Raw genomic sequence first — 25,636 nt, forward strand, 5'->3', positions numbered from 1 at the left:
GGGCCGACGCGACGCGTCAGTCGCGCCCGCTGCCGTCGGTGGCGACGGGCTCGGCGTCGGCGACGAGGTCGGGGCTCGGGGCCGAGACACCCGCGTTGGCGCGGGCGCGCTCGACCGCGACGGCGATCGCGTCGGTGACGGCCTCGTCCGCCCCGAACGGCTCGGCGTAGTCGATCCCCCCGCGGCCCAGTTCGAGCCGCTCCGGGATCCGGTCCCGGGTCGCCTCGCAGTCGGCGACGAACAGGGGACACGCGACCGCGCGGTCGGCCCGCAGCGTGTACCGCGCGCACTCGACCGCCGGGCTCTGGAGGAGGAACGCCGCGCGGACCTCGTCGAACTCGTCCCGCAGGCGGGCCGCGTGGAAGCTCGCCGACGTCCGCGCGTGGTCGCCGCGGCTGTTGCCGAAGGCGACGAGCAGGAGCGCGTCGGCGTCGCTCGCCGCCCTCGCCCGGTCCCGGATCGCGTCCGTCACGGCCGGGCTCTTCCCGATCGGATCGCAGTAGTGCACGTCGCCCGAGAGCCGAGCGAGCGCCCTCGGGACGCCCTTCAGCGTCTCGTGCGTGTGCGCGAAACACAGCGGCACCGCGTACGTTCGGTCCCCGGTGACGGCCGAGAGCGGCCCCCTGAGCTCCGCCTCCGGCTCCGTCTCGTACGTCGCGGTCGTGACCGCGTCGGCGATGCCGGCGCTCCGCAATCGGTCGGCGTGCCGCTCCGCGACCGATCGGACCTCACTCCGCCCGACGAGGACTACCGTTTCTCGTGACATGAGTACAATTAGTTTTGTTCTACTGCAATCGAGCTTGTTACGGGGATATCGGGCTTCGGGTAAATAGTTTATCCACGGATCTCGGTACGGGCCGTCGGGAACCCCCTCTCCCGGACCGGGTCGGCTTTCGATCCCCTATTACACTTCCCCGTCTGGAAGCCGATTAGGACTGTTAACACGGAACGTTCATAAGCGCGTGCGAGCCGACACCGACCGCGATGTCGAACGACGACTCCGCGACGACCGAGGAATCGCCGATCGGGACGCGCACCCGGGTCCCGCCGGGGGACGCGACCGAGGAACCGGACGCGCCGCCGATCGCGATCGGAATGCGAGCGCCGTGAGGGCGGTCGGCCCGCGCGCCGCGAGCGCCGCGTGTTTCGGATTTTTCGACCGGGAACGCGCCGGAGCGCGTTCGCCGCGACTCGGTCAGTCGTCGACGTCGACGCCGGTGACCTCGAACCGGGCGCCGCCGTCGGCGCTCTCGGTGACGCCGACGTCCCAGCCGTGGGCGGCGGCGACCTCGCGGACGATGTTGAGCCCGAAGCCGGTGCCCCCGGTGTCGGTCGTGTAGCCGACCTCGAAGACGCGGTCCCGCTCCGTCTCGGGGATCCCCGAGCCGTCGTCGGCCACGTAGAACCCGGCCGGGAGCGCCTCGGCGCGCGTCGAGGTGTACATCGGCTGGATCGTCCCCACCGTGACGGTGACGCCGTCGCCGCCGTGCGCGACCGCGTTGCCGATGAGGTTCTCCAGGAGCTGTTTCAGCCGGCTCGGGTCGGCGCGCACGCGGGCGTCGCCCTCGACGACGAGCGTCGCGTCACCGGTGGCGACGGTGGTCCAGCACGCCTCGACGGTCTCGCGGAGCCCGACCGACTCCAGCTCGCGCGGGGCCTCCCCCTGTCTCGCGAGCGCGAGCAGGTCCGCGATCAGTTCGAGGGTGCGGTCCACCGCGGTCGCCGCGGTGTCGAGGTGGTCGCCCTCGGGGTCGTCGCGTGCCATCGCCAGCCGCCCCTGCGCGACGTTGAGCGGGTTGCGGAGGTCGTGGGACACGCCGCTCACGAACCGGTCGAGGCGCTCGCGCTGGCGGTCCGCCTCGGCCACGGCGCGGTCCGACGCCACCGCGTTCCCGATCCGGTGCGCGACCAGCCGGGCCGCCGGGTCGCCCTCGAAGCAGCGGACGACGTCGGTGACGCCCGCCGCGAGCGCCTCCCCGAGGACCGCCGACGGGTCCGCGACGCGGACCGCGTCGATCGCGAGGAGGCGCGGGGCGCCGCACCCGTCGGCGCCGTCGACGAGGAACCCGAGGCCGTCGCCGTCGGCGAAGCCCGACTCGGCGACGACGCAGTCGAACCGGTCGGTCCCGGACAGCGCCGCCGCGTCGTCCCGGTCCCGGACCGTCTCGACCGCGAGGCGGTCGTCCCGCCGTTCGAGCGACCGGGCCGCGGGCGTCGACGAGGCGCCGCTATCGGCGGGGGCCGCGGCGAGGAGGACGCGGATAGTGTCGTCTGACGGGTTCATACGCGACGCGTTGCCGGACCGAGAGTCCCACCGTTCATAAAGATTCGTGAGGATCCGACCGACCCGGAGCCCACCGCCGGACGGCGGCGACCACCGGGAGTAATGACGCGGGCGGTCGAAGGGCCACGCGAATGTCCTTCGACCCCGACCGCGTCCGGACGGTGACGTTCGACTCGTACAGCACGCTCGTCGACGTCGAGGCGGCCGAGGCCGCGCTGGCCGACCGCGTTCCCGACCCCGAGCCGGTGTCGCGGCTCTGGCGGTCGCGGTCGCTGGCGTACACGTTCGTCGCGAACGCGATCGACGCCTACCAGCCGTTCTACGAGATGAACCGGGACGCGCTGACGTACGCCCTCGAAGCGCACGGCGTCGACCTCCCGGCGGCCGAGCGCGACGAGATCCTCGCGGTGTACCACGAGCTGGAGGTGTTCGACGACGTCCGGTCGGGGATCGAGCGCCTTCGCGAGGGCGGCTACGAGACGTACGTGCTCTCGAACGGGAACCCCGAGATGCTCGACTCGATGGTCGAGCACGCCGGGATCGAGGACCTCGTCGCGGACGCCATCAGCGCCGACGAGGTGGAGACGTTCAAGCCGGCCGCGGGGCTGTACCGCCACGGCGCCGCCCGGACCGGGACGCCGATCGACGAGGTCGTCCACGTCACCGCCGGCTGGTTCGACGTGATGGGCGCCGCCCACGCCGGGATGCAGGCGGTGCGACTCGACCGGAAGGGGACCCCGTGGGAGCCGTTCGACGGGGAGCCGGACCGCACGGTCGAGTCGATCCACGAGCTGGCGGACGCGCTCGGCGTCTGAGTCGGGACGGCCGGGCGCGACGGTGAGGGGGGTGGCGGAACGAGCGGGTTCGAACCGAAATCAGACGTGCTCGCTCACTCCGTTCGCTGCGCGCGACTGATAGGGTTCGAACCGCGCCCTCGAACAGTCACGGCGGCGCCGCTCACGATGTGTTCGCGGCGCCGACAAGTGGGCTCGGGCGGGTTCGAACCGCCGATCTCAGCCTTGTAAAGGCCGCGTCATAACCAGCTAGACCACGAGCCCTCAGAGGTTTCAACCCGCCCGGAGCGGAAAACGGTTTCTTTCTCCGCCGCGACGATCGACCGTGAACCGTCGCCTCGTCGGGATCGCCGCCGGCCTCGCGCTGATCGCCCTCGTCGCGCTCGGCGTCGCCGCGGCGAACCCGGCCCTCCTGATCACCGGCTACGAGACGGCGACCGTCGAGGCCGTCGACGGCGAGACCGGGGAGACGCTCGCGACCGTCGAGGCCCGCGTCGCCGACGGGTTCGTGAAGCGGTACGTCGGGCTCTCCGCGACCGACGAGCTCGGCGAGGGCGAGGGGATGCTGTTCGTCCACGGCGACGCCGCCGAGCGCGCCTACGTGATGCGGGAGATGGCGTTCCCGCTCGACATCGTCTTCGTCGCCCCGAACGGGACGGTCACGACGATTCACGAGGCGGCGCCGGAGGCGCCCCCCTACACCCGGTACCGCGGCACCGGGCGGTACGTCCTCGAAGTGCCGCGAGGGTGGAGCGAGCGCCACGGCGTCGAGCCGGGCGACCGGATCGTCGTCGACCGCGGGTGAGGCGCCGAGCGGGCGACGGTCCCCGGACTAGCGACGGTCCGCGGGGCGGCGCCGCCCCGCGACGAAACCGATTTCACCCTCGCAGTCGTCGGCCCGAGCATGACCGGGCTCCCCGCACGGATCGCGTGGAACCTCCGCCACTGCTGGCGGCGCGTGTTCGCGCTCCTCGTCGTGGGCGGCGGCGTCGCCGCCCCGCTCGCCACCGGGCTCTGGTGGACCCTCCCGCTGGTCTGGTTCCTCGGGCTGTTCGTCGCCCTCCCCGTGCTCCACACGCTGACGCGACCGCTCCCCGACCGGGGCGACGGGGACGAGGGGCGCGACGCCGACCCGGCGCTCGACGCCCTCCGAGAGCGTTACGCGCGCGGCGAGATCGACGAGCGGGAGTTCGAGCGGAAGCTCGACCGCCTGCTGGAGACCGAGGACGCCGAGACCGTCGACCGGTCCGGCGACGGCGACGTCGCCGACCGGGTCCGCGAGGGGATCCGGCGCGAGGTCGAGCGGGTCCGAGAGTGACCGACGGACGCCGCCCGCCGCGGGCGCGACCGACGCCCATGCGCGAGCCGCCGGAGGGCGGGTGATGTTCCTCGACGCCCTCCGGTACCCGTTCGCGGACCGGGCGCGGCTGGACGGCACCGCGAAGTGCCTCGCGGCGCTGCTGCTCGGCGGCGCGCTGCTCCGGGCGGCGGCGCGGCTCTGGCCCGACTGGGCGCTCCTGGCGCCGCTCCTGCTCGCCGTCGGCCCGCTGGTCGCGTTCCTCGGTCTCGTCGGCGGCGTGCTCGCGGGCGAGGGGTTCCGCCCCGTCGCGACGGTCGCCACGGCCCGGCTCGCCGGGCGGCTGCTCGGCGTCGTCGCCGTCTACCTCGCGCCGGCGGCCGTCACCGTCGCCGCCGTCAGTTACGTCGTCGCGGCCGGCACGGTCCCGAGCGCGCTGAGCGGGGTCGGGCTCGCGACGCTCGCGACCGTCGCGCTGCTCGTCACGGTCGTCTGCGCGTACCTCCTCCCCTCGGCGGCGGCCGCGAGCGTGCGCGACGGGCTCCGCGCCGGGCTCAGACGTGAGGCGATCCGCGGGACCGCCTCCAGCTCGTACTTCCTCGCGTGGGTGGGCGCGACCGTCCTCGTCGTCGTCGCGTGGACCGCACTCGCGGCGACCGCCACGCGGAGCGTCGCCGCGCTCCTCGCGCTCGGCTGGGGCGCCTACGCCCACGTCGCCGCCGCGGCGCTGCTCGCGGACGGCGTCGACCGGACGAAGTACTGGTAAGCGCTGGAAGGAGCGAGGCGAAATCGGGAGACGACGGCGGCGACGCGCGGCGCGTCAGATGTCGATCTGCTCGGCCGCGTCCTCCATCGAGCGGTTGTGAAGCGCCTCGCCCGTGCCCCGGTCGAAGAGGTGGATCGCGTCCTCCGGGATCCGCGCGGTCACCGTGTCCCCCTCGCTGACCCGGTTGAACCCGTCGATCGTCGCGACGAGCGTCGCGGCGGTCTCGGGGTCCGCGTCCGGATCGAAGTGGAGGTACACCGTGTTCTCGTCGCCCATCGGCTCGACGACGTCGACGGTCGTCTCGAACGCGTGGTCGCCGCCCTCGTCGACGAGCTCGACGGCCTCGGGGCGGATCCCGAGGACGAGGTCGGTCGCGCCGCCGAGGTCCGCCCGGACGCCGTCGGCGATCGGGTACTCGAAGGCCTCGCCGACGAGGCGGTCGCCCTCCAGCGTCACGTCGAAGAAGTTCATCGACGGCTCGCCGAGGAAGCTCGCGACGAACCGGTTGGCCGGCTCGTGGTAACACTCCAGCGGCGTCGCGATCTGCTGGAGCTCGCCCCCGTCGAGGATGGCGATCCGGTCGCCCATCGTCATCGCCTCGGTCTGGTCGTGGGTGACGTACACCGTCGTCACGCCGAGGTCGTTCTGGAGCCGCTGGAGCTCCGTGCGCATCTCCGCGCGGAGCTTCGCGTCGAGGTTGCTGAGCGGCTCGTCCATCAGGAACACCTCGGGGTCGCGGACGATGGCGCGGCCGAGGGCGACGCGCTGCTGTTGGCCCCCGGAGAGGTCGCTCGGCTTCCGGTCGAGCAGGGGCGAGATGCCGAGCATCTCGCCGGTCTCCGAGACCATCCGATCGATCTCGTCGTCGGGGAGGTCCGTCGACTCCTCCAGGCCGAACGACATGTTCTCTCGGACGCTCATGTGCGGGTAGAGCGCGTACGACTGGAACACCATCGCGATGTCCCTGTCCTGGGATTTCACGTCGTTGACGACGCGGTCGTCGATCCGGAGCGTGCCGGCGGTGATCGTCTCCAAGCCGGCGACCATCCGGAGGGTCGTGGACTTGCCGCAGCCGGACGGACCGACGACGACGAGGAACTCGCCGTCGTCGATCGACAGCGACACGTCGTCGACCGCGACGATCTCCTCGTCGCCGTCCTGGAACGTCTTCGTTATCGAGTCGAGTTCAAGCGTTGCCATATCTGTGAGTTGTGATCGGTGTCGAGTGGTCGGTCGCGCGCCGCGCCGCGTCGTCTCCCGGTCGGTCCTCGCCGCCGGACGAGGTCGGCGTGCGGGTCACGCCGCCACCCCCTCGGCGAACTCCTCGCCGAAGAAGATGTACACCGCCAGCGTCGGCAGCGCCGCGAAGAACGCCCCGGCCATCCGGAGCGCGAAGTCCTGCCCCTCCAGCGAGGTGCCGAGCCCGGCGAGGATCAGCACGACGGGCGCCGCGGGGCTCGACTCCGTCGAGACGAGCACCAGCGTGAAGAGGAGGTCGTTCCAGATCTGGGTGAACTGATAGATGAGGACGACGGCGAACATCGGTCCCGACAGCGGGAGGACGATCCGCCGGTACACCCGGCGGAGCGTCGCCCCGTCGAGGCGGGCCGACTCGATCATCTCGTCGCTCATCGTCTTGTAGTACGTCCGGAAGAGGAGCGTACAGATGGGGATCCCGTAGGCGACGTGGGTGATCACCAGTTCGATGATACCGACGTAGTCGTTCGGGACGCCGAGCGCCCAGACGAACGACAGCAGCTCCGTGAGCTGTGCCCACTGCGACCAGAACTGTGTCAGCGGGACCAGCACGGCCTGATACGGGATGAAGATCCCGGCGATGATGAGCATGAGCACCAGCGCCTTGTACGACTTCTTCCAGGTCGGAATGGTCAGTCCGTACGCGGTAATGCTCCCGACGAACGCCGAGATCACCGTCGCGGGCACGGCGTACAGCAGGCTGTTCCCCATCCCGCGCAGCAGGGCGTCGAACGCCGTCCGCCACTTCTCGAAGGTGAACCCGGACGGTCCCGGGGGGGCGAACGGCGCCGTCTCGATGATCGCGGTCCCGGTCTTGAACGACGTCACCAGCCCGGACTCGATGGGAACGAGGTAGAACGCCGCCGCGAAGGTTAAGACGACGTACAGGCCGACGTCCCCGACCGTCGTCCGGTCGAGGGTCCGGCGCAGCCGCGCCGCCGCCGTCGGCGTCGCGCCGCCGTCGGTCCGCGGTTCCGCGTCGCTCATAGGTTATCCCTCCGGTACTCGTAGACGAGGTAGGGCCCGATGACGCTGAGCGCCATCGCGAACAGCACGATGGCGATCGCCGACCCGTACGCCCAGTTGAGGTTCGCGTACGCCTCGCGCACCATCTTCGTCGCGAGGATGTCGGCGCCGTTCGGCGGCCGGTACCCCCCGACCAGCGAGTAGAGGAAGTCGAAGGCCTTCATCCCGAACACCATCAGCACGACGGCGGCGCTGATGGTCGCGCCCTTCAGCTGGGGGATAATCACGCGCCAGTACATCTTGAGGGTCGAGGCGCCGTCGACCTTGGCCGCCTCGTAGTGTTCGGTCGGAATCGCGCGCAGCCCGGCGAGGTACACGACCATCGCGTACCCCGAGAACTGCCACATCAGCGCGAAGATGACCGCGTAGAGGACGACGTCCTGGTTCCCGAGCCAGCTTATCGGGCCGATCCCGAACGTCCCGACGACGCTGTTCGCGATCCCGTTGTTGTAGTTGTAGATCCACAGCCAGAACTGGGCCGTCACGACGAACGAGAGGCTCATCGGAAGGAGGTAGATCGTCCGGAACGTGTTCTCGAACCGGATCCCCCTGTCGATCAGGATGGCCAGCACGAGGCCGACCGCGAGCGTCCCCGCAGTGAACAGGACCAGCAGGACGAGCGTGTTGACCGCGGCGTCGACGAACCCGGAGTCGGCGAGCGCCCGGGTGTACATCTCGAAGTCGAGGTCCGAGTAGTCGGGCGCGTTCGCGAAGCGCTCGTAGTCGGTCAGCGAGATGAGGAGGTTCCAGATGACCGCACCGTAGACGAACAGCCCCATCAGCAGGAACGGCGGGAGCCAGAAGACGGACGACTCGATGAAGTCGCTCCCGAAGCGCCGGTCCAGGCTCGCCTTGAGACGGGCGGTCAGGTCCCGGTCCGGCTCCGCGGTCGACCCGGCCCCGGGGGCGTCGCTCACGACGCCGCCGTCGGCGCGGACCCCGCCGTCGTCCGTGCGGGCCTCGTTATCGTCCGTGCGGATCTCGTCGTCGTTCGGGCGCGCCTCGTCGTCCCCCGAGGAGGGCCTGATCGTCCGGTACAATCGACGGTAAAAATCGAGCATCGCGTGGAGTTCAGTTCGACACCGCGTCCAGGAAGCCCTGCGTCGCCGCGTCGACGTTGTACGGGCCGGTGAACTCCGAGGAGATGACCTCGTTGAGCGCGGTCATCGTCTCGGAGGGGACGCCCAGGCCGTGCTGGAGGTTCGGCGGCCGGTACTCCGCGTTCGCGAAGTCCTCGGCCGTCTCCTGGAGGTACGGCCCGAACTCGTCCATGCTCACGTCGGTCCGGGTCGGGATCGACCCCTTGAACTGGTTGAACGCGATCTGGGCCTCCGGGCTGCCGACGAACGCCTCCCAGGTCTTCGAGGCCTCGGGCGTCGGGTTGTTCGCCGGGTAGAGGAACGAGTCGAAGTGGAGCGTGTACATGCCCTCCGTGCCGGGGAACGTCTTGAATCCCCAGTCGTCCTCGTACTCGAAGTCCTCTGCGTTCCGGAACGCGCCCGCCGCCCAGTTCCCCTGGTGGATGAAGGCGGCGTTACCGTTGATGATGTTCTGGTTCGATTCGGTCAGCCCGATCGAGGACGCGTCGTCGCTGATGTGGTTCTCCAGCATCTCCGCGGTCCGCTCGAAGGCCGCGCGGACGGCGCTCTCGGAGCCCTCACCGTTGAGGAAGTCCATGTACGGCTGATAGCCGTTCTCGCCGAGCATCACGGCGCCCCACAGCTGCGTCGTCGTCCACGTCCCGGACATCGCGTGGGTCATCGGGATCGCGTCGGTCTCGCTCGCGACCGTCTCGAAGGCGCCGATGAGCGCCGAGGGGCTGTCCAGCGAGTCGACGTCGATCCCGGCGTCCTCGACGACGGAGACGTTGTAGAAGAGGCAGTTCAGTCGGTGAGAGCCGAGCGGCACGGCGCGGTAGCTGCCGTCCTGCTGGTGGAGCTCGATCGCCTCGTCGACCATCACCTCCTCGTAGTTGTTCTCCTCCCAGACGTCGTCGACGCTGCCGAGGACGCCCTGGTACCGTTCGAGGTTCGGGCCGGGCCAGTTGGCGAACGATCCCGGCGGATCGTCGCTCTGGAGCCGGTTCGCGACGACGGCGTCGAGGTTCTGGTTGCCGCCGCCGCCGATCGGGCTCATGTTGAGTCCGACGTCGGGGTGGGCCTCGTTGAACGCCTCTTCGAGCGCCTCGGCCGCCGCGGCGCCGTCGCCGCCGGTCCAGCCGTGGAGCACTTCGACCGGGTCGCCGGAACCGCCGGAGCCGCCGTCGCTCCCGTCGCTTCCATCGCTCCCGTCGCTCCCGTCACCACCGTCGCCGCCACCGCCGGAACAGCCGGCGATCCCCACGGTCGCGAGGGTGCCCGCGCCGGCCACGTAGTGGCGGCGGGTGAGTCGGTCCTCCGAGTCGGCGCTGTTGTCACGTGACATGTGTCCACGGGTTCGGATGCGCCATACTTAACGATTGATGTTCATTTACTCGAAATCCTATTAAAAAACAGGAGTCACAAAATAGGGGATTAGACGCGCTATACGGAGGGAACAGCCGGTGAGCCCGGGGGATCGGATCCCCGTCGGTAACCGACTTCTGAACGATCAATACGGGGTCGATCGTAACAAAATACCCTCGAGCGCCCGGGACCGAGACTCGGCCGACGGGGACAGTTGCGGAGGGGGCGGTCGCAGGGGACAGTTGCGGAGGGGGCAGTTGTGGAGGGGGACCGTCGCGAGGGGGCGGCGGACCGACCGATTCTTGAGCGCCCGGCCCGGAGCCACACGGCATGGACGGACCGCTGTGGATCGACGCGCACGCTCCCGCGCTCGACGAGATCCGACAGGACGAGGCCCGCGAGCGGCTGGAGCGCGCGGTCGACGAGCCGATGAACCTCGTCGTGCAGGGGCCGCCGGGGGTCGGGAAGACGGCGGCGACCCGGGCGCTGACCCGAGCCGCCCACGAGAGCCCCGAGAGCGACCTGATCGAGATCAACGTCGCCGACTTCTTCGGCCGGACGAAGAAGGAGATCCGGACCGACCCCCGGTTCGAGGGGTTCCTGCAGGGGCGGAGCCGGATGGCGAAGCGCGACATGATCAACCGCGTACTGAAGGAGTCGGCGTCGTACGCGCCGATGTCGGGCGAGTACAAGACGGTCCTCCTAGACAACGCCGAGTCGATCCGCGAGGACTTCCAGCAGGCGCTCCGGCGCGTGATGGAGAAGCACCACCGGACCACGCAGTTCGTGATCGCCACCCGCCAGCCGTCGAAGCTCATCGCGCCGATCCGGTCGCGCTGCTTCCCGGTCCGGATGCGCGCGCCCACGACCGACGAGACGATCGACGTCCTGAAGGCGATCTGCGACCGCGAGGGCGTCGACTACGACGGCGACGGGCTGGAGTTCGTCGCCAGCGCGGCCGGCGGCGACCTCCGCGAGGCGATCCTCTCGGCGCAGGCGACCGCGGTCGAGGGCGGCGAGGTCACGATGTCGACCGCCTACGAGACGCTCGGCGAGGTCGGTGACGACGACGCGATCCGCGGGGCGCTCGCCGACGCCCGCGCCGGCGACCTGAAGGACGCGCGGTCGACGCTCGACGACCTCCTCGACGACGGCGGCTACGACGGAGAGGAGCTCCTCCGGGAGGTCCTGCGGGTCGCCCGCGCCGGCTCCGAGTACGGCGGCGACGACCTCGCGCGGCTCCACGTCCTCGCCGGCGAGGCCGACCTCGACCTGGTCGACGGCCTCGACGACCGGATCCACCTCACGCACCTGCTCGCCGCGTGGGCCGCCGGCCGCACCGCGCTCCGACCGGACCTCCGTGAGCCGGTGGAGGCCTGACGATGGCCCGGAGCCCGCCGCTCGCGCGTCTCCTCCCGTTCCCCGTCGTCGACGAGGCGTGGCGGCTCGCGCTCGTCCCGGCCCTCCTCGGCGCCGCGACGCTGCCCCTCGTCCCGCCGGTCGGCGCCGGCCTGCTCGCGCTCGCTCTCGGCGTCCTCTGGTTCCACCGCGACCCCGACCGGGAGCCGCCGGACGCCGACGGGATCGTCGTCGCGCCCGCCGACGGCACCGTCTCGGTCGTGCGCGAGGAGGGGAGCCGCTTGCGGGTCGGCGTGTTCATGAACGTCACCGACGTGCACGTGAACCGCGCGCCGATCGCGGGCGAGGTCCGCGAGGTGCGGCACCGCCCCGGCGCGAACCGGCCCGCGTTCAGCAAGGAGTCCGACCGCAACGAGCAGGTCGCGATCGACTTCGGCGAGTACGAGCTCCTGGTCATCGCCGGCTGGTTCGCCCGCCGGATCCACCCCGCCGTGGCGGCCGGCGACGCCGTCGACCGCGGCGAGCGCGTCGGCCACGTCTCGTTCGGCTCCCGCGCCGACGTGGTCCTCCCCGCCGACGTCGACGAGGATGACCTCCTCGTGCGCGAGGGCGACGCCGTCCGCGCGGGCGAGACGGTCGTCGCCGAGCGCGCGTAGGGCGCCGAGCGCGAGTGGGATCGTCCCTCGATAGGCGGTCGCCTACAGGACGAACGGTCCCTGCTGCCGGATCGGCTCGCCGTGCGGCCGGCCCGCGACGGCGACGAGCCGGAGGTCGCCGTCGGCCGCGACCGCGAACTCGCCGCCCTCGCGGGTCGTGAAGACGTCGCCCTCCCCGAACGCGTCGCCCTCGACGGAGCCGCTCCCCGCGACGCCGTAGAGGAAGCCGCTCCACCCGTCCGGCACCGTCCACGTCCACGCGTCGTCGACGCGGACGTCGAGATATTCCATCGGGGTGCGGAGCTCGATCGGCGACCCCTCGCCGACGACGGTCGTGACTGTCGCGCCGTCCGTCTGCCGCGTGGGGAGCTCCGCGGCGCTCGCGTCGACGTAGTCGGGGTCGACCTCCTTCCCCTCGCGCGGGAGGTTCACCCACAGCTGGAGGCCGTTGCAGGCCTCGCCGTCGGCGGGGAACTCGGAGTGACGGATACCCTTCCCGGTCGTGATCCGCATCGCCTCGTCCTCGCGGGCGGTGTGCTCGACGCCGAGCGAGTCGGCGTGGTCCATGCCGCCCTCGATCATGTACGAGACGATCTCGAACCCCTTGTGCGGGTGCATCGGGAACCCGTCGTCCGGGTCGATGTAGAACCGCTCGAACAGCACGAACGGGTCGAGGTTCGCCGGGTGGCCCTCGGTCGGGAACGCGCGGTTCGAATTTACCCCCGTCCCGTGGCGAACTCGCTCGCCCGGGAGGACACCGTCGCCGCCGTCGGTCGTCGCGTCGGTCTTCATATGCTATCTGATTGGTCCGGGACTGATAAGCGTCTCGTCGGCGGTAGTCGAGAAGTATACACTCCTGATGAGAAAAAATCTAAAATCGAATTGAGCCGGTTCCAGAGCCTCGAGATCGGGTAGTAGAATAGTGTATTTCCTTACTAAAACGCGCTACAGAGAACGTTCATGTGTCCGGCCGGCGTATCACTGGTCGTCGACATGAGCTACGAACTCGATCCGCTACCGTACGAGTACGACGCGCTGGAACCGCACATCTCCGAGCAGGTGCTCGAATGGCATCACGACACCCACCATCAGGGGTACGTTAACGGCTGGAACTCGGCCGAAGAGACGCTCGAAGAGAACCGTGAGTCTCACGACTTCTCTTCGTCTGCGGGCGCCATCCGGAACGTGACCCACAACTCGTCGGGTCACATCCTCCACGACCTGTTCTGGCAGAACATGTCCCCCGAGGGCGGCGACGAACCCTCCGGTGACTTGGCTGACCGGATCGAGGAGGACTTCGGCTCCTACGAGGCCTGGAAGGGCGAGTTCGAGGCCGCCGCCGGCAACGCGTCCGGCTGGGCGCTCCTGGTGTACGACACGTTCTCGAACCAGCTCCGCAACGTCGTGGTCGACAAGCACGACCAGGGCGCGATCTGGGGCGGTCACCCCATCCTCGCGCTGGACGTCTGGGAGCACTCCTACTACCACGACTACGGCCCCGCCCGCGGCGAGTTCGTCGACAACTTCTTCGAAGTCGTCGACTGGACCGAGCCGTCCGCCCGCTACGAGCAGGCCGTCGACCTCTTCGAGTAACGCTTCACGCATTCTGCCCCCGGTATTCCACTGTGGGCTCGCCGAACGCGGCGGGCGTTCCCCCTCGCTAGCGGTGGGAACGCGTTTTTAATTGGGTCGCGTCCGCGGCCGATCGACGCTCGCCTCACTCGACGAGCGTCGTCTCGATCACGGCGCAGGTCTCGTCGAGCAGGACGCGGAGCTCGTCGCCCGCGCAGGGGAGCGTCACCCGGACGCGGAGCGGGTCCTCGGAGACGACTTCCGTCAGCCGGTCGCTCACGCACCAGTCGAACTGCCAGAACGGGGCGGTGTTCAGGTCGACGCCGCGGTCCGAGTGGAAGACGAGCGTCTCGGCGTGGTCGAGGAGCGTGACGCCGACCGTCGACCGCAGCCGGTAGCTGCACCGCCGACAGACGTGTTCGACGGCGACGTCGAGGTCCTCGTCGTCCGGGTCGCGGACGAGCGTCGTGTCGATCGAGCCGGTGCACTCGGGACAGACCCCGTCGGCGGCCAGGCAGTAGTGGTGGCGGACGTAGTGGTGGAACGCCTGCAGCAGCTCGTCGGTGGTCCGGTCGTCGAGCCCGCCGGAGGGGAACGGGTAGCTCACCTGCACGGTCCCGCAGTCGGCACAGCCCACGGTGAGCTCGTCGTCGACGTACCAGCCGTGGAGGGCGCCGCCGCAGTCGTAACAGGCGCCGTCCGCGGGGAAGAAGCCGAGCTGCGCGCGCTCGGTGAGGCTCCCGGTGAAGATGGCGCTGACGACCTTCCGGCCGGGCGAGCGGAACTCGTACCCCGCGTCGCTCCGCCTGACGAAGTGGCCGGTGAGCTGCCGGAGGTGGTAGCTGAAGTTCGCGCTGTCGTCGACGTCGACGCGCTCGAACAGGTCGGTGAAGCTCACGGGCGCCTCGTCGGCGCCGCACTCTAGGAGGGCGCGGAGGATCGCGACGCGGGTGTCGTCGCCGAGCGTCGCGAACACCTCGGCGGGGAGCACGCGCGTCTCGGTGCGGGGGGTCGCCGGGCCGTCGCGGTCGGCCTCCGGCTCCCCGGTCGCGACCGACCCGTCGCCGTCGGCCTCCCGGTCGCCGCCCGCGTCCGTCCCGGCGCTGCGGTCAAACTGACTCACGCCTCGGCTATGCGCCGGGAGCGGGTAAAGGGTATCGGGGTCGTCGACGTCGCGGCCGGGGAGCCGGAAGCCGACCGCGACGCGAGGGGCCGGCCGTCGTGTTAACTCAAGCATGATTCCACCAGACGGCGTAGGCTTGTAACCCCGTTTCCGCGATCGACGGATCGACACGGGTGAAACGGTTTGAAAACGAAGGTGTTCTACGTTCTACCTCTCTAAATATACATTCGACTGAGTTTCTAAAGCCGTGTTGTCGAACGCGGTAGCTGTGGGTTTCGCGGCCGAGACCACCGATCGGATCGTTTGCGTCGTCGACGAGAAACAGGGCACCTTCGACATCGTGTGTCTCAGCTAATTCAGTGAAAAATTCACGTGCGATCGGAACGTATACGTCGGAAACAGCCGTGAATGAAGGATTCTGTTCGTTTCAGAATCGACTGCGGCGTACAGCAGTGTTCAGATACTGATTGAAACGTAAGGCGGTGCGTCTTCGAAGTGATCTATCCCCGAAAACGACCGCCTGAGCGGCCGTTTGGATGAGATTAACTTAGAGTTCGTGGAGCGAGAAGCAACACCGAAGCTGTTGGTGAAGCTCAATATTCAGCTCCATTTAGCTGGACTATCGATTTCGAATACTGTTTCGTTTATTGAGGTGTTTAGCGTTGACCGGGTTCATCCTACGGTTCACAATTGAACGGTTGATCGAGCACGTTCGACACCAGATACACCAAAGATAGAGACTGTATTTGAAAGTGATAGGAAAGCGAGATGGAGATGAATACCGAGCCTCATCAGCAACCTCAGTGTCGCTTTTCGTTCCACAAAACCTAATTTGATCTGGTCGATACTACCGCTGAGGCGGTCGTTTTCGGGCATAGAGCATTCAGAAACCTCACCGCCTCACCTTTCAGTCTTATCTGAACACTACCACTTAACGCGACCCAAGAACGAAGGATACCGACCGTTAATCTGTATTTTTGTTGAGGCGTACCGGACGAATTCCGACAGATATGGACGATCTCTTTCCCGTATTAATAACCAGAGTAGTTTTCTGAATCCAGAATGACTATGCCTCCATGGGTATGTGGCGCGATTCAGACTGGTTACAATCACACATTCAGCGGATTCTTGAGTTCTATCATCCAGACTGTATCGACACGGCTCACGGTGGATACATTGCACAGTTCGATGAGGAGACAGGCGACATCTATGAGAAGCGGTCCAAACACCTCGTTGCTACTTGTCGGTTCATCACAAACTACTCAATTGGCCACCGCGTACTGGATCGAAACTGGTGTCAGTCGGCCTGTGAACACGGATTGGATTTCCTCCTTGATTACCACCATGATGAGACACAGGGTGGTTTTCACTGGATCGTGGAAGGGCGTGAGCCAATTGATTCCAAACGGGTTTGTTACGGTCATGCGTTCGTATTGCTTGCGCTTGCCCGTGCGAAAGAAGCTGACATTGTATCATGGGATATTCCGCTCGTAGAAACGACCGATTTTGTTATGGAACGGTTCTGGGAAGACGAACATGGTCTGTGCAAAAGTGAATACGATTCGACGTGGACACGACCAGAAGCCTACCGGGGACAGAATGCCAATATGCACATGTGTGAGGCGCTGATAGCGGTGTACGAAGCGACTCACGACGATCAGTATCTCGACGATGCGCTGACGATCGCGGAGGCGCTGACCGTCGCGCTCACACAGAAAACTGACGGGCTAATCTGGGAGCACTACGCTCCAACTTGGGAGCACGACTTCATGTACAACAGGGAGACCCCAAACGACACGTTCAGGCCATGGGGATACCAACCGGGACACCAGATCGAATGGGCGAAGCTGTTGGCTATCCTTTCTCGACATAGCGAAGCGGACTGGCTGATTCGCCGCGCAGAGGAGCTTTTCCGGCTCAGCATCGACTACGGGTGGGACTCTGACCGTGGTGGCTTCTATTATTCGTTCGATCGTGAGGGGGCGCCCGTCGTCACGGAAAAGTACTCGTGGGAAGTGGCAGAGGCAATCGGCGCGGCAGCCGCACTCTACGAACGGACGGGCGATTCCCAGTATCTGGACTGGTATGACACTTTCTGGCAGTATGCTACTACACATATGACGAATTCGGAGTTCGGAAACTGGTACACGAAGGTCACCGAGACGAACGAGCCGGTCCCGACAACGGAAGGTATTGCTGTAGAGCCGGGATATCACCCGATAGGCGCCTGTACTGAGGCGCTCCGATCGATTGCATAACTCCGAAAATGCGGCCGTGGCCTCTTCGAACACGACCCTATTTTAGCCTCGACGTAACCGGAGTACATCGACGTAAGTACCGGTAGCCCGTCTACACTGCCGGTTACAGAATGGGGTACGGTCAGTCACACTAGGTGGGAGGGTGGTGCGCGGGGATCGCTACCCGATTATCGCGTCAATAGTTCATGTAGACAGTTTTTGAGATGGTGTAGAAGTCGATCCCGGCGTCGCCTTGTTCGCGATACGTCTCGCTGGAGGAATCTTTCATCCCACCGAAGGGGACGTGCAGCTCGAGTCCAGTGGTCTTTTCATTGACTTTCACGACGCCCGACTCAGAATCCTCGACGAACCGGTTTGCCTCGGAGAGATCCTGTGTGACGATGCTGGCTGAAAGCCCATAGCGAACACCGTTGGCGACCTCAACGGCCTCCTCGTACCCACTGACCGGAATGACGGCTAATACCGGCCCAAAGATCTCTTCCTGAGCGATCCGCATAGTCGGGTCAACGTGGGAGAACACCGCAGGTTCGACAAAGAAGCCGTCGCCGGCGTCGATCTCGTCGCCGCCAGTTTCGAGTGTTGCTCCCTCGTTAACGCCGATATCAACGTACTCTAAGGTACTGTCGAGTTCGCTTTCGCTGACCTGCGGTCCCATTTCAGCCCCGTCTAAGCCCGGGCCAACTTCGACGGCCTCGGCCGCCGCGACGGCACCCTCGACAAACTCATCGTAGACGTCCTCGTGGACGATGGCTCGTGAGGTCGCCGTACAGGCCTGTCCGGTGACACCAAACGCACCGCTTACCACGATGTCGACGGCCTCGTCGACGTCGGCGCTGGGCATCACGATAGTGGGGTTTTTGCCGCCCATCTCCAGCTGGACCCGCTTGCCGGTCTCGTTGGCTTGCCGGCCGACAGTGTCGCCGACCGCCGAACTGCCGGTGAACGAGACGGCGTCAACAGCCTCGTGTGTTGAGAAGGTTTCCCCGACCTCGCTTCCGGGACCGGTGACGTAATTAAGAACACCGTCGGGCAGCCCGGCCTCATCCAGACACTCGACGAGCTTCCGCGAGACGCCGGGGGCTTGGGAGGCCGGCTTGAACACAATCGTATTACCGGTTGCGAGCGCCGGTGCGATCTTCCAGGCTGGGATGGCAATCGGGTAGTTCCACGGTGTGATGAGACCCGCAACACCCACCGGTTCATTCACCGTGTACAGACGCGTGTTGTCGCTGCTCGAGGCCTTTACTGTTCCTCCAACATCGCTCGCCTTCGCGGCGTAGTAGCCGAAGATATCGATTGCACGCTGGACCTCGCCGGCCGCCTCAGGCCGGGCTTTCCCCTCTTCGCGGACGAGCGTTTCGGTGAGCTCGCCCTTGCGGTCCGCGAGGTTTTGTCCGGCTGCTCGCAGTATACGGCCCCGCTCGGGGCCGGGCGTGTCGGCCCACATCTGGCTGGCCTCGTCAGCGGCTTCAACGGCCGCTTCGGCGTCGGCAGTCCCCGCCTTCTGAAACTCGCCGACGACATCCGATCGGTCGGCGGGATTGTGTACGGCAAAAGTCTCTCCGGTGCCGGCGGCGACCCACTCGCCGTCTACGTAGTTGTAGTTGGTTTCCGTCATCAGCCCTACCGACGGGATCAACTCACGAGAAGCTTTGGGACGGTCACCGGAACGGATAAATCAGTGCCGATTGAATCGAGCCGTATGCGATACTATCGCACAGTCGGTGCTGACGGTCCCCGTCTCGTTGCGAGGATGGACGCCGACGCCTACGACCTGACCGCTGCTCGGCCGAGCGTGACGGCGTTCGAGGATCTCGCGTATGTCGCGAGCGTGAGTAACCAGACCATCGATGAGGTGGCTGTTGACCTCCTCGGTGAGGCCGAGACAGTTTCGATCCCGGACGAAACATCCGTTGGGATCCCAACGCTCGTCGACGAGGTGTGGGCAGCAGGCGTGACCTACGAGATCAGCGAGCAGGCTCGCGAAGCGGAGAGCGGGATGCCGGAGATCTATCTTGATGTTTACGGGGCTGAGCGCCCGGAAGTGTTCTTCAAGGCAACTTGGGACCGGGTGGTTGCATCTGGCGACTCAGTCGGTGTTCGTGGCGACTCCGATTGGAATGTCCCCGAACCGGAACTGGGAATTGTCCTATACGAGGGCGAGATTGTTGGCTATACCATCGGCAACGATGTGAGCAGCCGCTCTATCGAGGGACAGAACCCTCTCTACCTCCCGCAGGCGAAGGTATACGACCGATGCTGTGCGCTCGGTCCCTGTGTCGCAACCCCCGAGAGCGTCGAGGACCCCCACGACCTTATGATGACGATGACCGTTGAACGCGACGGGGGGACGATCTACGAGGGAGAGACCTCGACGAGCGAGATGGTCCGGACCTGCGAGGAGTTGGTTTCGTATCTTAATCGACACAACTCTGTCCCCGAATCGGCGGTACTCCTCACCGGGACCTCGCTCGTTCCGGAGGAGGGATTCTCGCTGACGCCGGCCGATGAGGTCCATATCGATATCGACAATATTGGTCATCTCGCGAACGACGTAACGACTGTCTGAGTGCTTTCAGTGGTTAGTCCGTTCGTACTCAATTTCTGTTTCCGGACCGATCCGCTGACCGTGTTCGACCGCGCGCACGGTGAGTGTGACCGGCGTTGTCCGGCCGCACCCGTCCAAGACTACTTCTGACCACTTGTCCCCAGCCGCGACCGGGCCGGCTTTCGACTGGCGGAGGTACCGCACGTATGCGGTCGTGCGTAATTCCTCAGCGACGGTCTCGTCACCGGTGTGAGCAAGTCGCACTCGGGCGGCGTCGGCAGTCATGAAAACGGTGCTGAACTGGAATTAACCGTCTCCCTGCTTGTGTCTCACCACGACGTGACAGTCACATCTCGCAGCGGCTGAGCAAGTGGGACTGATACCTGTCCGCCGGTGTGGTGGGAAACGTACAACCCGATGATAATCTCCAGCGAGCGGGTCGCTTCCTCCCCCGTCGATGGGTTCTCGATAGTACCGTCTAGGACACTGACGACATCAGCGGCGGCGTTGGCAAAGGCGTCGCGATAGTCCTCGTCCCACGTCCACGCACCCTCGATCCCGGGGAGGTCGGCCTCAACGTGGGTGCCGTCGTCGAGTCGCCAGTACCGCCACTCGCCGTCGTCGTTGTTCAGGTACAGTTTCCCCTTGCTGCCGATGAACTGGAGCGTCATCGACGAGGCCTCCCGGGGGATGGTACAGTCAATGGTGACGAAGCTCCCGTCGTCCATCACCACGAAGCCGCCGCCGCCTGCGTCGTCGACTCGCTCTTCGGCTTCGAGGGAGTCGACTGCTTCGTTCTCACCGGTGATGTAGCCCGAGACCCGTTCTGCACGGGCGTCGAGCAGGTACACCAGCGTGTCCAGTAGGTGCGTGGAGTTGCGCAATAGCTCCATGCGGAACTGTGTGGTGACGGAGTGTATCTCTCCCAGCAGATCTTGGTTCTGGATAAGCTCTCTGAGCTGCTGGAGTTTTGTCGTGAATCGGAACGAGTGGTTTACCAGCAGTTCCGTGTCCGTCTCCTCGCAGACGTCGACCATCTCCTCCGCGTCGCTGACCGACGACGCGATGGGCTTTTCACACCAGATCAGTCCGGGGTCGGCCGCCGACTCGGCGGCGTCTATGACGTGGTCGGCATGGAGGTACGAAGGTGTACAGACGGAGACGATATCAAGATCCTCTGCGGCGAGCATCGACTCGTGGCCGACGTATCGCCGGTCGGATGGTATCTCCCACGCCTCTCCAAACCGTCCGAGTTTGGTTTCGTCGATGTCGGCGACGGCAACCAGGTCGACATCCTCGGTCGCACGGTACCCTCCGGCGTGGCTGGCCTCAACCTTTTTTTGACCGATATCCTCCTCGTCGTGCATTCCGAGGATGCCCATCCCAGCGATACCTCCGGTTCCGATGATGCCGGCTTTGTAGGTCATGTCAGTTGTAGGTGTGGACGCTTCCCGTGGCGTTGTCTTCGATGTACTCCCAGTCGTAGTCGACGCCAAGCCCGGGCCCGTCGGGAACCTCGATCAGTCCATCGTCGTCGACGGCGTCGAGCATATCGGAGTAGCCTCCCTCGTACACCGGGGGCTGAGTGTTCGGGCAGTCGGGGTGGACCAGGGCGAGTTCGTAGTAGTTCGTGTTGCGAATCGCTGCGATGCAGTGACGCTGGGCCGGCCCTGGCGCGTGGAACTCCACGTCAAGGCCGAACCCTTCTGCCACTTTCGCCCGCTTCATTGCGCCGGTGATCCCACCATCGTACTCTGGGTCCGCGCGCAGGAAGTCAGTTGACTCGTTAGCTACGAAGTCTGTCGCCGGCTCAAGACCCCGGACGTGCTCGGTTTGAAGAACGGGGGTGTCAAGCGCCTGTCTGAGCTTGCGGTGGGCGTGTTGTGAGATGCCCCCGTCTCGGTACGGATCCTCATACCAAAAGAAGCCCTCTTCGTCTAGGGCCCGTCCGAGCTTCAGTGCGTCGGCGTAGGTTTCCAGTTCGCAGGCGGGGTCATGCATCAGGTCCATCTCATCACCGACCCGCTCACCAACCGCGTGGACCGCCGCGAGTTCTCGATCGAGGTCGCGGGACCCTTCGCTGCCGCCCCAGCCGTGGATCTTGAAGCCGCCGTACCCCATCTCGAAACACGTCTCGGCGAAGTCGGCGAAGGCCTCTGGCGTGTCGAGCCCGCCGTTCTCGTCGCCGTGGTAGGTCGACGCGTAGGCGGGGAGCCGCGTTCGGTAGGTCCCGAGCAGTTCGTGGATCGGAGCGTCGTACTTCTTGCCTGCGTAGTCCCACAAGGCGATGTCGATGGGACCGATCCCCATCCGGTCGTACTTCCGCATCGCGCGTTTCATCTCGCTCCAGTGACGCTCTCGCTCAAGCGGGTTCTTGCCGACGAGGTAGTCGGCGAAGGTGTTGATCTGGGCTGCACCCGGCGAATTACCACCGACGTACTCTCCGGTGATTCCCTCGTTTGTGTGTATCTTGATGCCGAATAGTTTCCGCTCGGTCACAGATCCCGGCTCGTACACGAGATTGAACCCGTGCTGGTCTGTTCCGACATCTTCGATGGGGTAGGCAAACTCGGTGGATTCGATGCTGGTTATCTCTGGCGCCATGAGGTTGTATGTAACACCACGGGAGATAAACGTAGGGCTTCTCACCGGTGGTTTCATCTCGGTGTAGTGAGTAACCGGTTGGCATGGTCGGACACACGCAGTACGACTTCAGCGGCGAGACCGCCATCGTCACCGGATCCACGAAGGGGATCGGCCGGGGGATCGCCGCCGGGCTAGCCGACGCCGACGCCAACGTCGTCGTCAACTCTCGGACGGAGTCGGAGGTGGCCTCTACGGCCACGGAACTCGGTGAGCGCGGGACGGGCCGCGTCGTCGGAATTACTGCTGACGTTGGGTCCACGGACGATATCGACGCACTCGTCGACCGGACTATCGACGAGTTCGGGCAGATCGACCTGCTGGTCAACAACGCGGCCGTTTGGCCCGAAGAGGAGTCGCTGGTCGACTCCGACGTCGAACAATGGAACCACACGATGGCCGTCAACGTCCGTGCACAGTACTACGCCGCGAAGCAAGTCGCCCGGCACATGATCGATGAGAGCGTTGAAGGCTGTATCATCAACCACACGAGTCAGGCCGGCGATCGCCGGACGGGACAGTTCGGGCTGTATGGTATCTCGAAGACATCAATCAACGGACTGACGTGGCGGATGGCACAGGAGCTAGCCGAACACGGTATTCGGATGAACGCCGTCTCGACGGACGTGACCGAGACGGCCCAGCTCCGCTATGAAGCCGAACAGGAGGCGGCGGACGATCCGGACCGAACCGCCGAGGAGATACTGCGAGCTCGCGGCGAGCGGCGACCGCTCGGCCGGCTCGGACAGCCCGAAGACCTTGCCGACGCGGTGCTGTGGCTCGCGAGCGACCGCGCAGACTACGTCGTCGGCGACATCGTCCGCGTTAGCGGAGGCGGCAACCTCGAGTGACGATGCGTCTCGTTGACACCCACACCCACACGTGGGGCTCCGACACCGCGGAGCTGCCGTGGCCCGAGCCGGTTCTCCCGCCGGGTTGGGAAGGGCCATACACCGCCCATGACCTCATCGAGGACATGGACGCCGCTAGCGTCGAGGAGGCCGTAACAGTGACGACACCAATGTACGGTCGCGGCGTTCGGGCGAACGAGTACACGATGCGTTCCGTCGAGGCGTACCCGGACCGCCTGTGGGGGGTCGGTCTAATGGACTTCTACGGCGATCCCGACGAAGTACGCGCAGCGCTCCGTCGGGTCGTCGGCCACGAACGAATGCTGGGCGTCCGATTGCACGCGTGTCTCGAGTACGAGGAGCATTCGACGGATTTAGATCGGACCGCCGACTGGATTCTCGACGACGAACTGGAGCCGGTCTGGACCGAGGCCTCCCGACAGGAGGCGACCGTGTTCATCTTTCCGAAGGCTGAACAGCTCTCGATGGTTGCGACCCTCGCAGAGCGACACCCGGACGTTCAATTGATCGTCGACCACATGGCGTTCCCCGACGAGACGACGAGCCCCGACGCCGCCCCCTGGACGGACTTCGAGACGGTGGCCGAGAGCGACAACGTCGCAGTCAAGATGAGCTCTCTTCCGCGCTCAAGCGAGGAGGACTGGCCCTACGAGGACCTGTGGGGATACGTCCGTAACCTCGCGGACTGGTTCGGAACCGATCGCCTATTGCTCGGGTCGGACTACCCGTGGATGGACGACTGGGCTACGTACGAGCAGTGTCTTTCATGGATCGAGGAGGTGCCGTTCCTGTCCGCACGCGATTACTCGTATCTGTCACACCGGACCTTTGACGCGATTCTCAGGGACTGACGCCGTCCGCTCACAGTTGTTTATACCTCTTACCTATCCCGGACCCCGTCTCAGCGGCAATTAATCGTATCGAGGTGAGCGGATACAGCTCCGAACTCTCCGGGACAGGTAGCCTATCAGACAGGTCCAAAATTATCTACGATCCGGGGACCACAACGGAACGAAATTCGTGTATGGCCCGGATTGAGATGCTCCCTCAATGGTATCGGATCGCCCGGGCACCACTTTCACCACAATCCAAAACACCTAATCGTCCCTCATACGACTGTCCTGTATGGCGTACGACCGCGTACTGCTAGCAATTGGTCCGGACGATAGGGACAGTCTAGATGACCTCGTGGATACCGTGATTAACCTTGCGGCGCCCTCGAACGCGAGGGTGACTCTCCTGTACGCCTTCCCAAGAGATGACTACGAGGCAGTAATGGAACAGATGGATATCGACACGACGACTAGCGGTCTCACGCCCGACGAGGTCGCACAGCGTCACGAGAGTGTCAGAGGGCCGGGCGACCGGCTGGAGTCGCTGGATATCGAGTACGAGATCCAGGGGGTCTCCGGCGGGGATCTCGCGGAACAGGTCGTGCGAACGATAGAACGGAGCGGCGCCGACATCGCTGTTGTCGGGGGCACCAAGCGATCTCCGACCGGGAAGGCGATGTTCGGTGATCACGCCCAACAGGTCCTCCTGAACGCACCCGTGCCGGTGGTGTATGTCAAGCGAGAGTAAAGTGACATCGACTGGTCATCGTCTCTTTATTCCCTAGATCGCAATACGCGTGTGCTACCATCGTGTTGCACAGCGATCCGAACAGACATTTTAGACGCGGTTCTGTTCGGTCGAGTCGTAACTCACCAGTTGCGAATCTGACTTAACACGCAGATGCATTAGGAGATTTGTACGGCGCGAAAATATATCCGACTGACCTTCTGTTCTGTAGAACTGAACATACTACTGGTAGAAGAGAACACAGACCGGGACAGAAATTACAAATGTACGTTTGTAATGTTCAGCAGCTATCCCCCATATGAGAGGCTTTACCACGAATATTCACCAGAGCGAAACGAACCTATGCGTATATCGTACAGCTAGGAGTACGTCAGATTGATCTCGATTACGTTGGCAGCCGACCGTAGTAGTTCAGGGATATCATTATGGAATCGGTCTCCCTTAATTCGGGTTGTCGGTCCGGAGACGCTGAGCGCCGCCACAATTTCACCCTCTTCCGGGACGACAGGAGCAGCCACACAGCGCAACCCGGAGAGCCGCTCCTCCCGATCGTACGCGTACCCTTGCTTCCGAATCTCGGCAAGTTCGGACTTTAATCCCTCTCGATCTGTAATGGTGTTTTCTGTTCGCGCCGGGAGACCGTGGGTGTCAATGATATCATCGACGCGCTGTTCAGGCAGTTCCGCGAGGATTGTCTTCCCAAGCGCGGTACAGTGGAGGTTCACCCGCTTGCCCGCATACGTATCGACCGTAACGGCTTCAGTACCCTCTGCACGGGTAATATAGACACCCTTACCGTGCTCCTCAACGGCTGCGTTTGCCATCTCACCTGTCTTTTCGGCTAATGACGTGACCTCCGGTCGGGCTTTTTTATAAATGTCCATCCGGTTACGCTTGTACTCGCCCAATTCGAGAAACCGCAGGCCAACGCGATAGACGTTGTTCTCTTTCGTAATGTATCCCTCCTCCTTCAGCGTTCTGAGGTGATTGTGGACCGTACTCTTCGTCATATCGAGATCGTTCGCCACCGCTGTTACGCCGGCTCCATCTAACCGTTTCAGGGCCTCGACAATTCGGAGCGATGTTCTGGTTGCGGTGATTGTGTTCCCTTCTGTTGGCATACGCTGAAGAGGATCCTCCTACATACATAAAACTG

Annotated in this window: 26 protein-coding genes, 1 tRNA gene and 3 pseudogenes; 14 read left to right on the forward strand and 16 right to left on the reverse strand. The window is 65.2% G+C overall.

What is annotated here, in order from left to right:
- Positions 1 to 16: 16 nt before the first annotated feature.
- A complete protein-coding gene (locus NO900_RS02360; protein ID WP_256407604.1) occupies positions 17 to 766 on the reverse strand; it encodes a CbiX/SirB N-terminal domain-containing protein in 750 nt (249 codons plus the stop codon).
- Between the two features lie 218 nt (positions 767 to 984).
- On the opposite strand from NO900_RS02360, the gene NO900_RS02365 reads away from it, so the two are divergent.
- A complete protein-coding gene (locus NO900_RS02365) occupies positions 985 to 1,110 on the forward strand; it encodes a hypothetical protein (protein WP_256407605.1) in 126 nt (41 codons plus the stop codon).
- 85 nt (positions 1,111 to 1,195) lie between these two features.
- On the opposite strand, the gene NO900_RS02370 is transcribed toward NO900_RS02365, so the two are convergent.
- Positions 1,196 to 2,284, reverse strand: coding sequence for a sensor histidine kinase (locus NO900_RS02370; RefSeq protein ID WP_256407606.1), 1,089 nt, complete (start codon positions 2,282 to 2,284; stop codon positions 1,196 to 1,198).
- 131 nt (positions 2,285 to 2,415) lie between these two features.
- Here NO900_RS02370 and NO900_RS02375 point away from each other — a divergent pair, with 131 nt between their 5' ends.
- Positions 2,416 to 3,099: a haloacid dehalogenase type II gene (locus NO900_RS02375; protein ID WP_256407607.1), complete on the forward strand. Its 684-nt coding sequence runs from the start codon at positions 2,416 to 2,418 to the stop codon at positions 3,097 to 3,099.
- A 169-nt stretch (positions 3,100 to 3,268) separates the two neighbouring features.
- Here NO900_RS02375 and NO900_RS02380 read toward each other — a convergent pair.
- A tRNA-Val gene (locus NO900_RS02380) sits at positions 3,269 to 3,342 on the reverse strand.
- Between the two features lie 61 nt (positions 3,343 to 3,403).
- Here NO900_RS02380 and NO900_RS02385 point away from each other — a divergent pair.
- From NO900_RS02385 to NO900_RS02395, 3 genes are all read left to right on the forward strand, one after another.
- A complete protein-coding gene (locus NO900_RS02385; protein WP_256407608.1) occupies positions 3,404 to 3,883 on the forward strand; it encodes a DUF192 domain-containing protein in 480 nt (159 codons plus the stop codon).
- Between the two features lie 99 nt (positions 3,884 to 3,982).
- Entirely contained in the window at positions 3,983 to 4,396 is a 414-nt protein-coding gene (locus NO900_RS02390) for an SHOCT domain-containing protein (protein WP_256407609.1), read from the forward strand.
- 64 nt (positions 4,397 to 4,460) lie between these two features.
- Positions 4,461 to 5,141 (forward strand): DUF4013 domain-containing protein, encoded by a 681-nt coding sequence (locus NO900_RS02395; RefSeq protein ID WP_256407610.1) that lies wholly within the window; start codon positions 4,461 to 4,463, stop codon positions 5,139 to 5,141.
- A gap of 54 nt (positions 5,142 to 5,195) precedes the next feature.
- On the opposite strand, the gene NO900_RS02400 is transcribed toward NO900_RS02395, so the two are convergent.
- From NO900_RS02400 to NO900_RS02415, 4 genes are all read right to left on the reverse strand, one after another.
- Positions 5,196 to 6,341, reverse strand: coding sequence for an ABC transporter ATP-binding protein (locus NO900_RS02400; protein WP_256407611.1), 1,146 nt, complete (start codon positions 6,339 to 6,341; stop codon positions 5,196 to 5,198).
- 96 nt (positions 6,342 to 6,437) lie between these two features.
- A complete protein-coding gene (locus NO900_RS02405; protein WP_256407612.1) occupies positions 6,438 to 7,385 on the reverse strand; it encodes a carbohydrate ABC transporter permease in 948 nt (315 codons plus the stop codon).
- Positions 7,382 to 8,464, reverse strand: a complete 1,083-nt coding sequence (locus tag NO900_RS02410; protein WP_256407613.1) for a carbohydrate ABC transporter permease — start codon at positions 8,462 to 8,464, stop codon at positions 7,382 to 7,384. Before NO900_RS02410 ends, NO900_RS02405 begins: the two co-directional genes overlap by 4 nt.
- 31 nt (positions 8,465 to 8,495) lie before the next feature.
- Positions 8,496 to 9,653: an ABC transporter substrate-binding protein gene (locus NO900_RS02415; protein WP_256407814.1), complete on the reverse strand. Its 1,158-nt coding sequence runs from the start codon at positions 9,651 to 9,653 to the stop codon at positions 8,496 to 8,498.
- A gap of 545 nt (positions 9,654 to 10,198) precedes the next feature.
- Between NO900_RS02415 and NO900_RS02420 the strand changes: the two genes are divergently transcribed.
- On the forward strand, positions 10,199 to 11,248 hold the full coding sequence (locus NO900_RS02420; RefSeq protein ID WP_256407614.1) for an AAA family ATPase: 1,050 nt from the start codon (positions 10,199 to 10,201) through the stop codon (positions 11,246 to 11,248).
- 2 nt (positions 11,249 to 11,250) lie between these two features.
- Positions 11,251 to 11,883: a protein sorting system archaetidylserine decarboxylase gene (locus NO900_RS02425; protein ID WP_256407615.1), complete on the forward strand. Its 633-nt coding sequence runs from the start codon at positions 11,251 to 11,253 to the stop codon at positions 11,881 to 11,883.
- Positions 11,884 to 11,925: 42 nt separating this feature from the next.
- Here the strand turns inward: NO900_RS02425 and NO900_RS02430 are convergent, their stop codons facing one another.
- Positions 11,926 to 12,675, reverse strand: coding sequence for a pirin family protein (locus NO900_RS02430; protein WP_256407616.1), 750 nt, complete (start codon positions 12,673 to 12,675; stop codon positions 11,926 to 11,928).
- A 201-nt stretch (positions 12,676 to 12,876) separates the two neighbouring features.
- Between NO900_RS02430 and sod the strand changes: the two genes are divergently transcribed.
- Positions 12,877 to 13,476: a superoxide dismutase gene (sod, locus tag NO900_RS02435; RefSeq protein ID WP_256407617.1), complete on the forward strand. Its 600-nt coding sequence runs from the start codon at positions 12,877 to 12,879 to the stop codon at positions 13,474 to 13,476.
- Between the two features lie 124 nt (positions 13,477 to 13,600).
- Here the strand turns inward: sod and NO900_RS02440 are convergent, their stop codons facing one another.
- Both NO900_RS02440 and NO900_RS17590 read right to left on the reverse strand, forming a co-directional pair.
- Positions 13,601 to 14,578, reverse strand: coding sequence for an ArsR/SmtB family transcription factor (locus tag NO900_RS02440; RefSeq protein WP_256407618.1), 978 nt, complete (start codon positions 14,576 to 14,578; stop codon positions 13,601 to 13,603).
- A 106-nt stretch (positions 14,579 to 14,684) separates the two neighbouring features.
- Positions 14,685 to 15,028, reverse strand: a pseudogene (locus tag NO900_RS17590) (transposase domain-containing protein); the annotation flags it as partial.
- Between the two features lie 52 nt (positions 15,029 to 15,080).
- On the opposite strand from NO900_RS17590, the pseudogene NO900_RS02445 reads away from it, so the two are divergent.
- Positions 15,081 to 15,269, forward strand: a pseudogene (locus NO900_RS02445) (IS6 family transposase); the annotation flags it as partial.
- 2 nt (positions 15,270 to 15,271) lie between these two features.
- Here NO900_RS02445 and NO900_RS02450 read toward each other — a convergent pair.
- Positions 15,272 to 15,454: pseudogene (locus NO900_RS02450) on the reverse strand (IS6 family transposase); the annotation flags it as partial.
- A gap of 200 nt (positions 15,455 to 15,654) precedes the next feature.
- Between NO900_RS02450 and NO900_RS02455 the strand changes: the two are divergent.
- Positions 15,655 to 16,836 carry an AGE family epimerase/isomerase gene (locus tag NO900_RS02455; protein WP_256407619.1) on the forward strand — a complete coding sequence of 394 codons (1,182 nt, stop codon included), beginning with the start codon at positions 15,655 to 15,657 and terminating at the stop codon, positions 16,834 to 16,836.
- A 175-nt stretch (positions 16,837 to 17,011) separates the two neighbouring features.
- Here NO900_RS02455 and xacF read toward each other — a convergent pair whose 3' ends face one another.
- A complete protein-coding gene (gene xacF, locus NO900_RS02460; RefSeq protein WP_256407620.1) occupies positions 17,012 to 18,454 on the reverse strand; it encodes a 2,5-dioxovalerate dehydrogenase in 1,443 nt (480 codons plus the stop codon).
- Between the two features lie 84 nt (positions 18,455 to 18,538).
- Between xacF and NO900_RS02465 the strand changes: the two genes are divergently transcribed.
- Positions 18,539 to 19,405, forward strand: coding sequence for a fumarylacetoacetate hydrolase family protein (locus NO900_RS02465; protein ID WP_256407621.1), 867 nt, complete (start codon positions 18,539 to 18,541; stop codon positions 19,403 to 19,405).
- A gap of 6 nt (positions 19,406 to 19,411) precedes the next feature.
- Here the strand turns inward: NO900_RS02465 and NO900_RS17680 are convergent, their stop codons facing one another.
- Genes NO900_RS17680 through NO900_RS02475 form a run of 3 tightly spaced genes read right to left on the reverse strand, consistent with a single transcriptional unit; the run spans position 19,412 to position 21,988 of the window.
- Positions 19,412 to 19,669 (reverse strand): DUF7968 family protein, encoded by a 258-nt coding sequence (locus NO900_RS17680; RefSeq protein WP_465261785.1) that lies wholly within the window; start codon positions 19,667 to 19,669, stop codon positions 19,412 to 19,414.
- A gap of 44 nt (positions 19,670 to 19,713) precedes the next feature.
- Positions 19,714 to 20,811 carry a Gfo/Idh/MocA family protein gene (locus NO900_RS02470; protein WP_256407622.1) on the reverse strand — a complete coding sequence of 366 codons (1,098 nt, stop codon included), beginning with the start codon at positions 20,809 to 20,811 and terminating at the stop codon, positions 19,714 to 19,716.
- Between the two features lies 1 nt (position 20,812).
- Complete coding sequence (locus tag NO900_RS02475) at positions 20,813 to 21,988, reverse strand: mandelate racemase family protein (RefSeq protein ID WP_256407623.1); 1,176 nt, start codon at positions 21,986 to 21,988, stop codon at positions 20,813 to 20,815.
- An 83-nt stretch (positions 21,989 to 22,071) separates the two neighbouring features.
- Between NO900_RS02475 and NO900_RS02480 the strand changes: the two genes are divergently transcribed.
- The 3 genes from NO900_RS02480 (at position 22,072) to NO900_RS02490 (ending at position 24,480) form a co-directional block, all read left to right on the forward strand.
- On the forward strand, positions 22,072 to 22,878 hold the full coding sequence (locus tag NO900_RS02480; RefSeq protein ID WP_256407624.1) for an SDR family NAD(P)-dependent oxidoreductase: 807 nt from the start codon (positions 22,072 to 22,074) through the stop codon (positions 22,876 to 22,878).
- Between the two features lie 2 nt (positions 22,879 to 22,880).
- The gene (locus NO900_RS02485) at positions 22,881 to 23,750 is read left to right on the forward strand and encodes an amidohydrolase family protein (RefSeq protein ID WP_256407625.1); all 870 of its coding nucleotides are present in this window, start codon (positions 22,881 to 22,883) and stop codon (positions 23,748 to 23,750) included.
- 274 nt (positions 23,751 to 24,024) lie between these two features.
- Positions 24,025 to 24,480 carry a universal stress protein gene (locus NO900_RS02490; protein ID WP_256407626.1) on the forward strand — a complete coding sequence of 152 codons (456 nt, stop codon included), beginning with the start codon at positions 24,025 to 24,027 and terminating at the stop codon, positions 24,478 to 24,480.
- A 359-nt stretch (positions 24,481 to 24,839) separates the two neighbouring features.
- Here the strand turns inward: NO900_RS02490 and NO900_RS02495 are convergent, their stop codons facing one another.
- A complete protein-coding gene (locus tag NO900_RS02495; RefSeq protein WP_256407627.1) occupies positions 24,840 to 25,601 on the reverse strand; it encodes an IclR family transcriptional regulator in 762 nt (253 codons plus the stop codon).
- Positions 25,602 to 25,636: the final 35 nt, after the last annotated feature.

It is taken from the genome of Halorubrum rutilum (genome assembly GCF_024494565.1).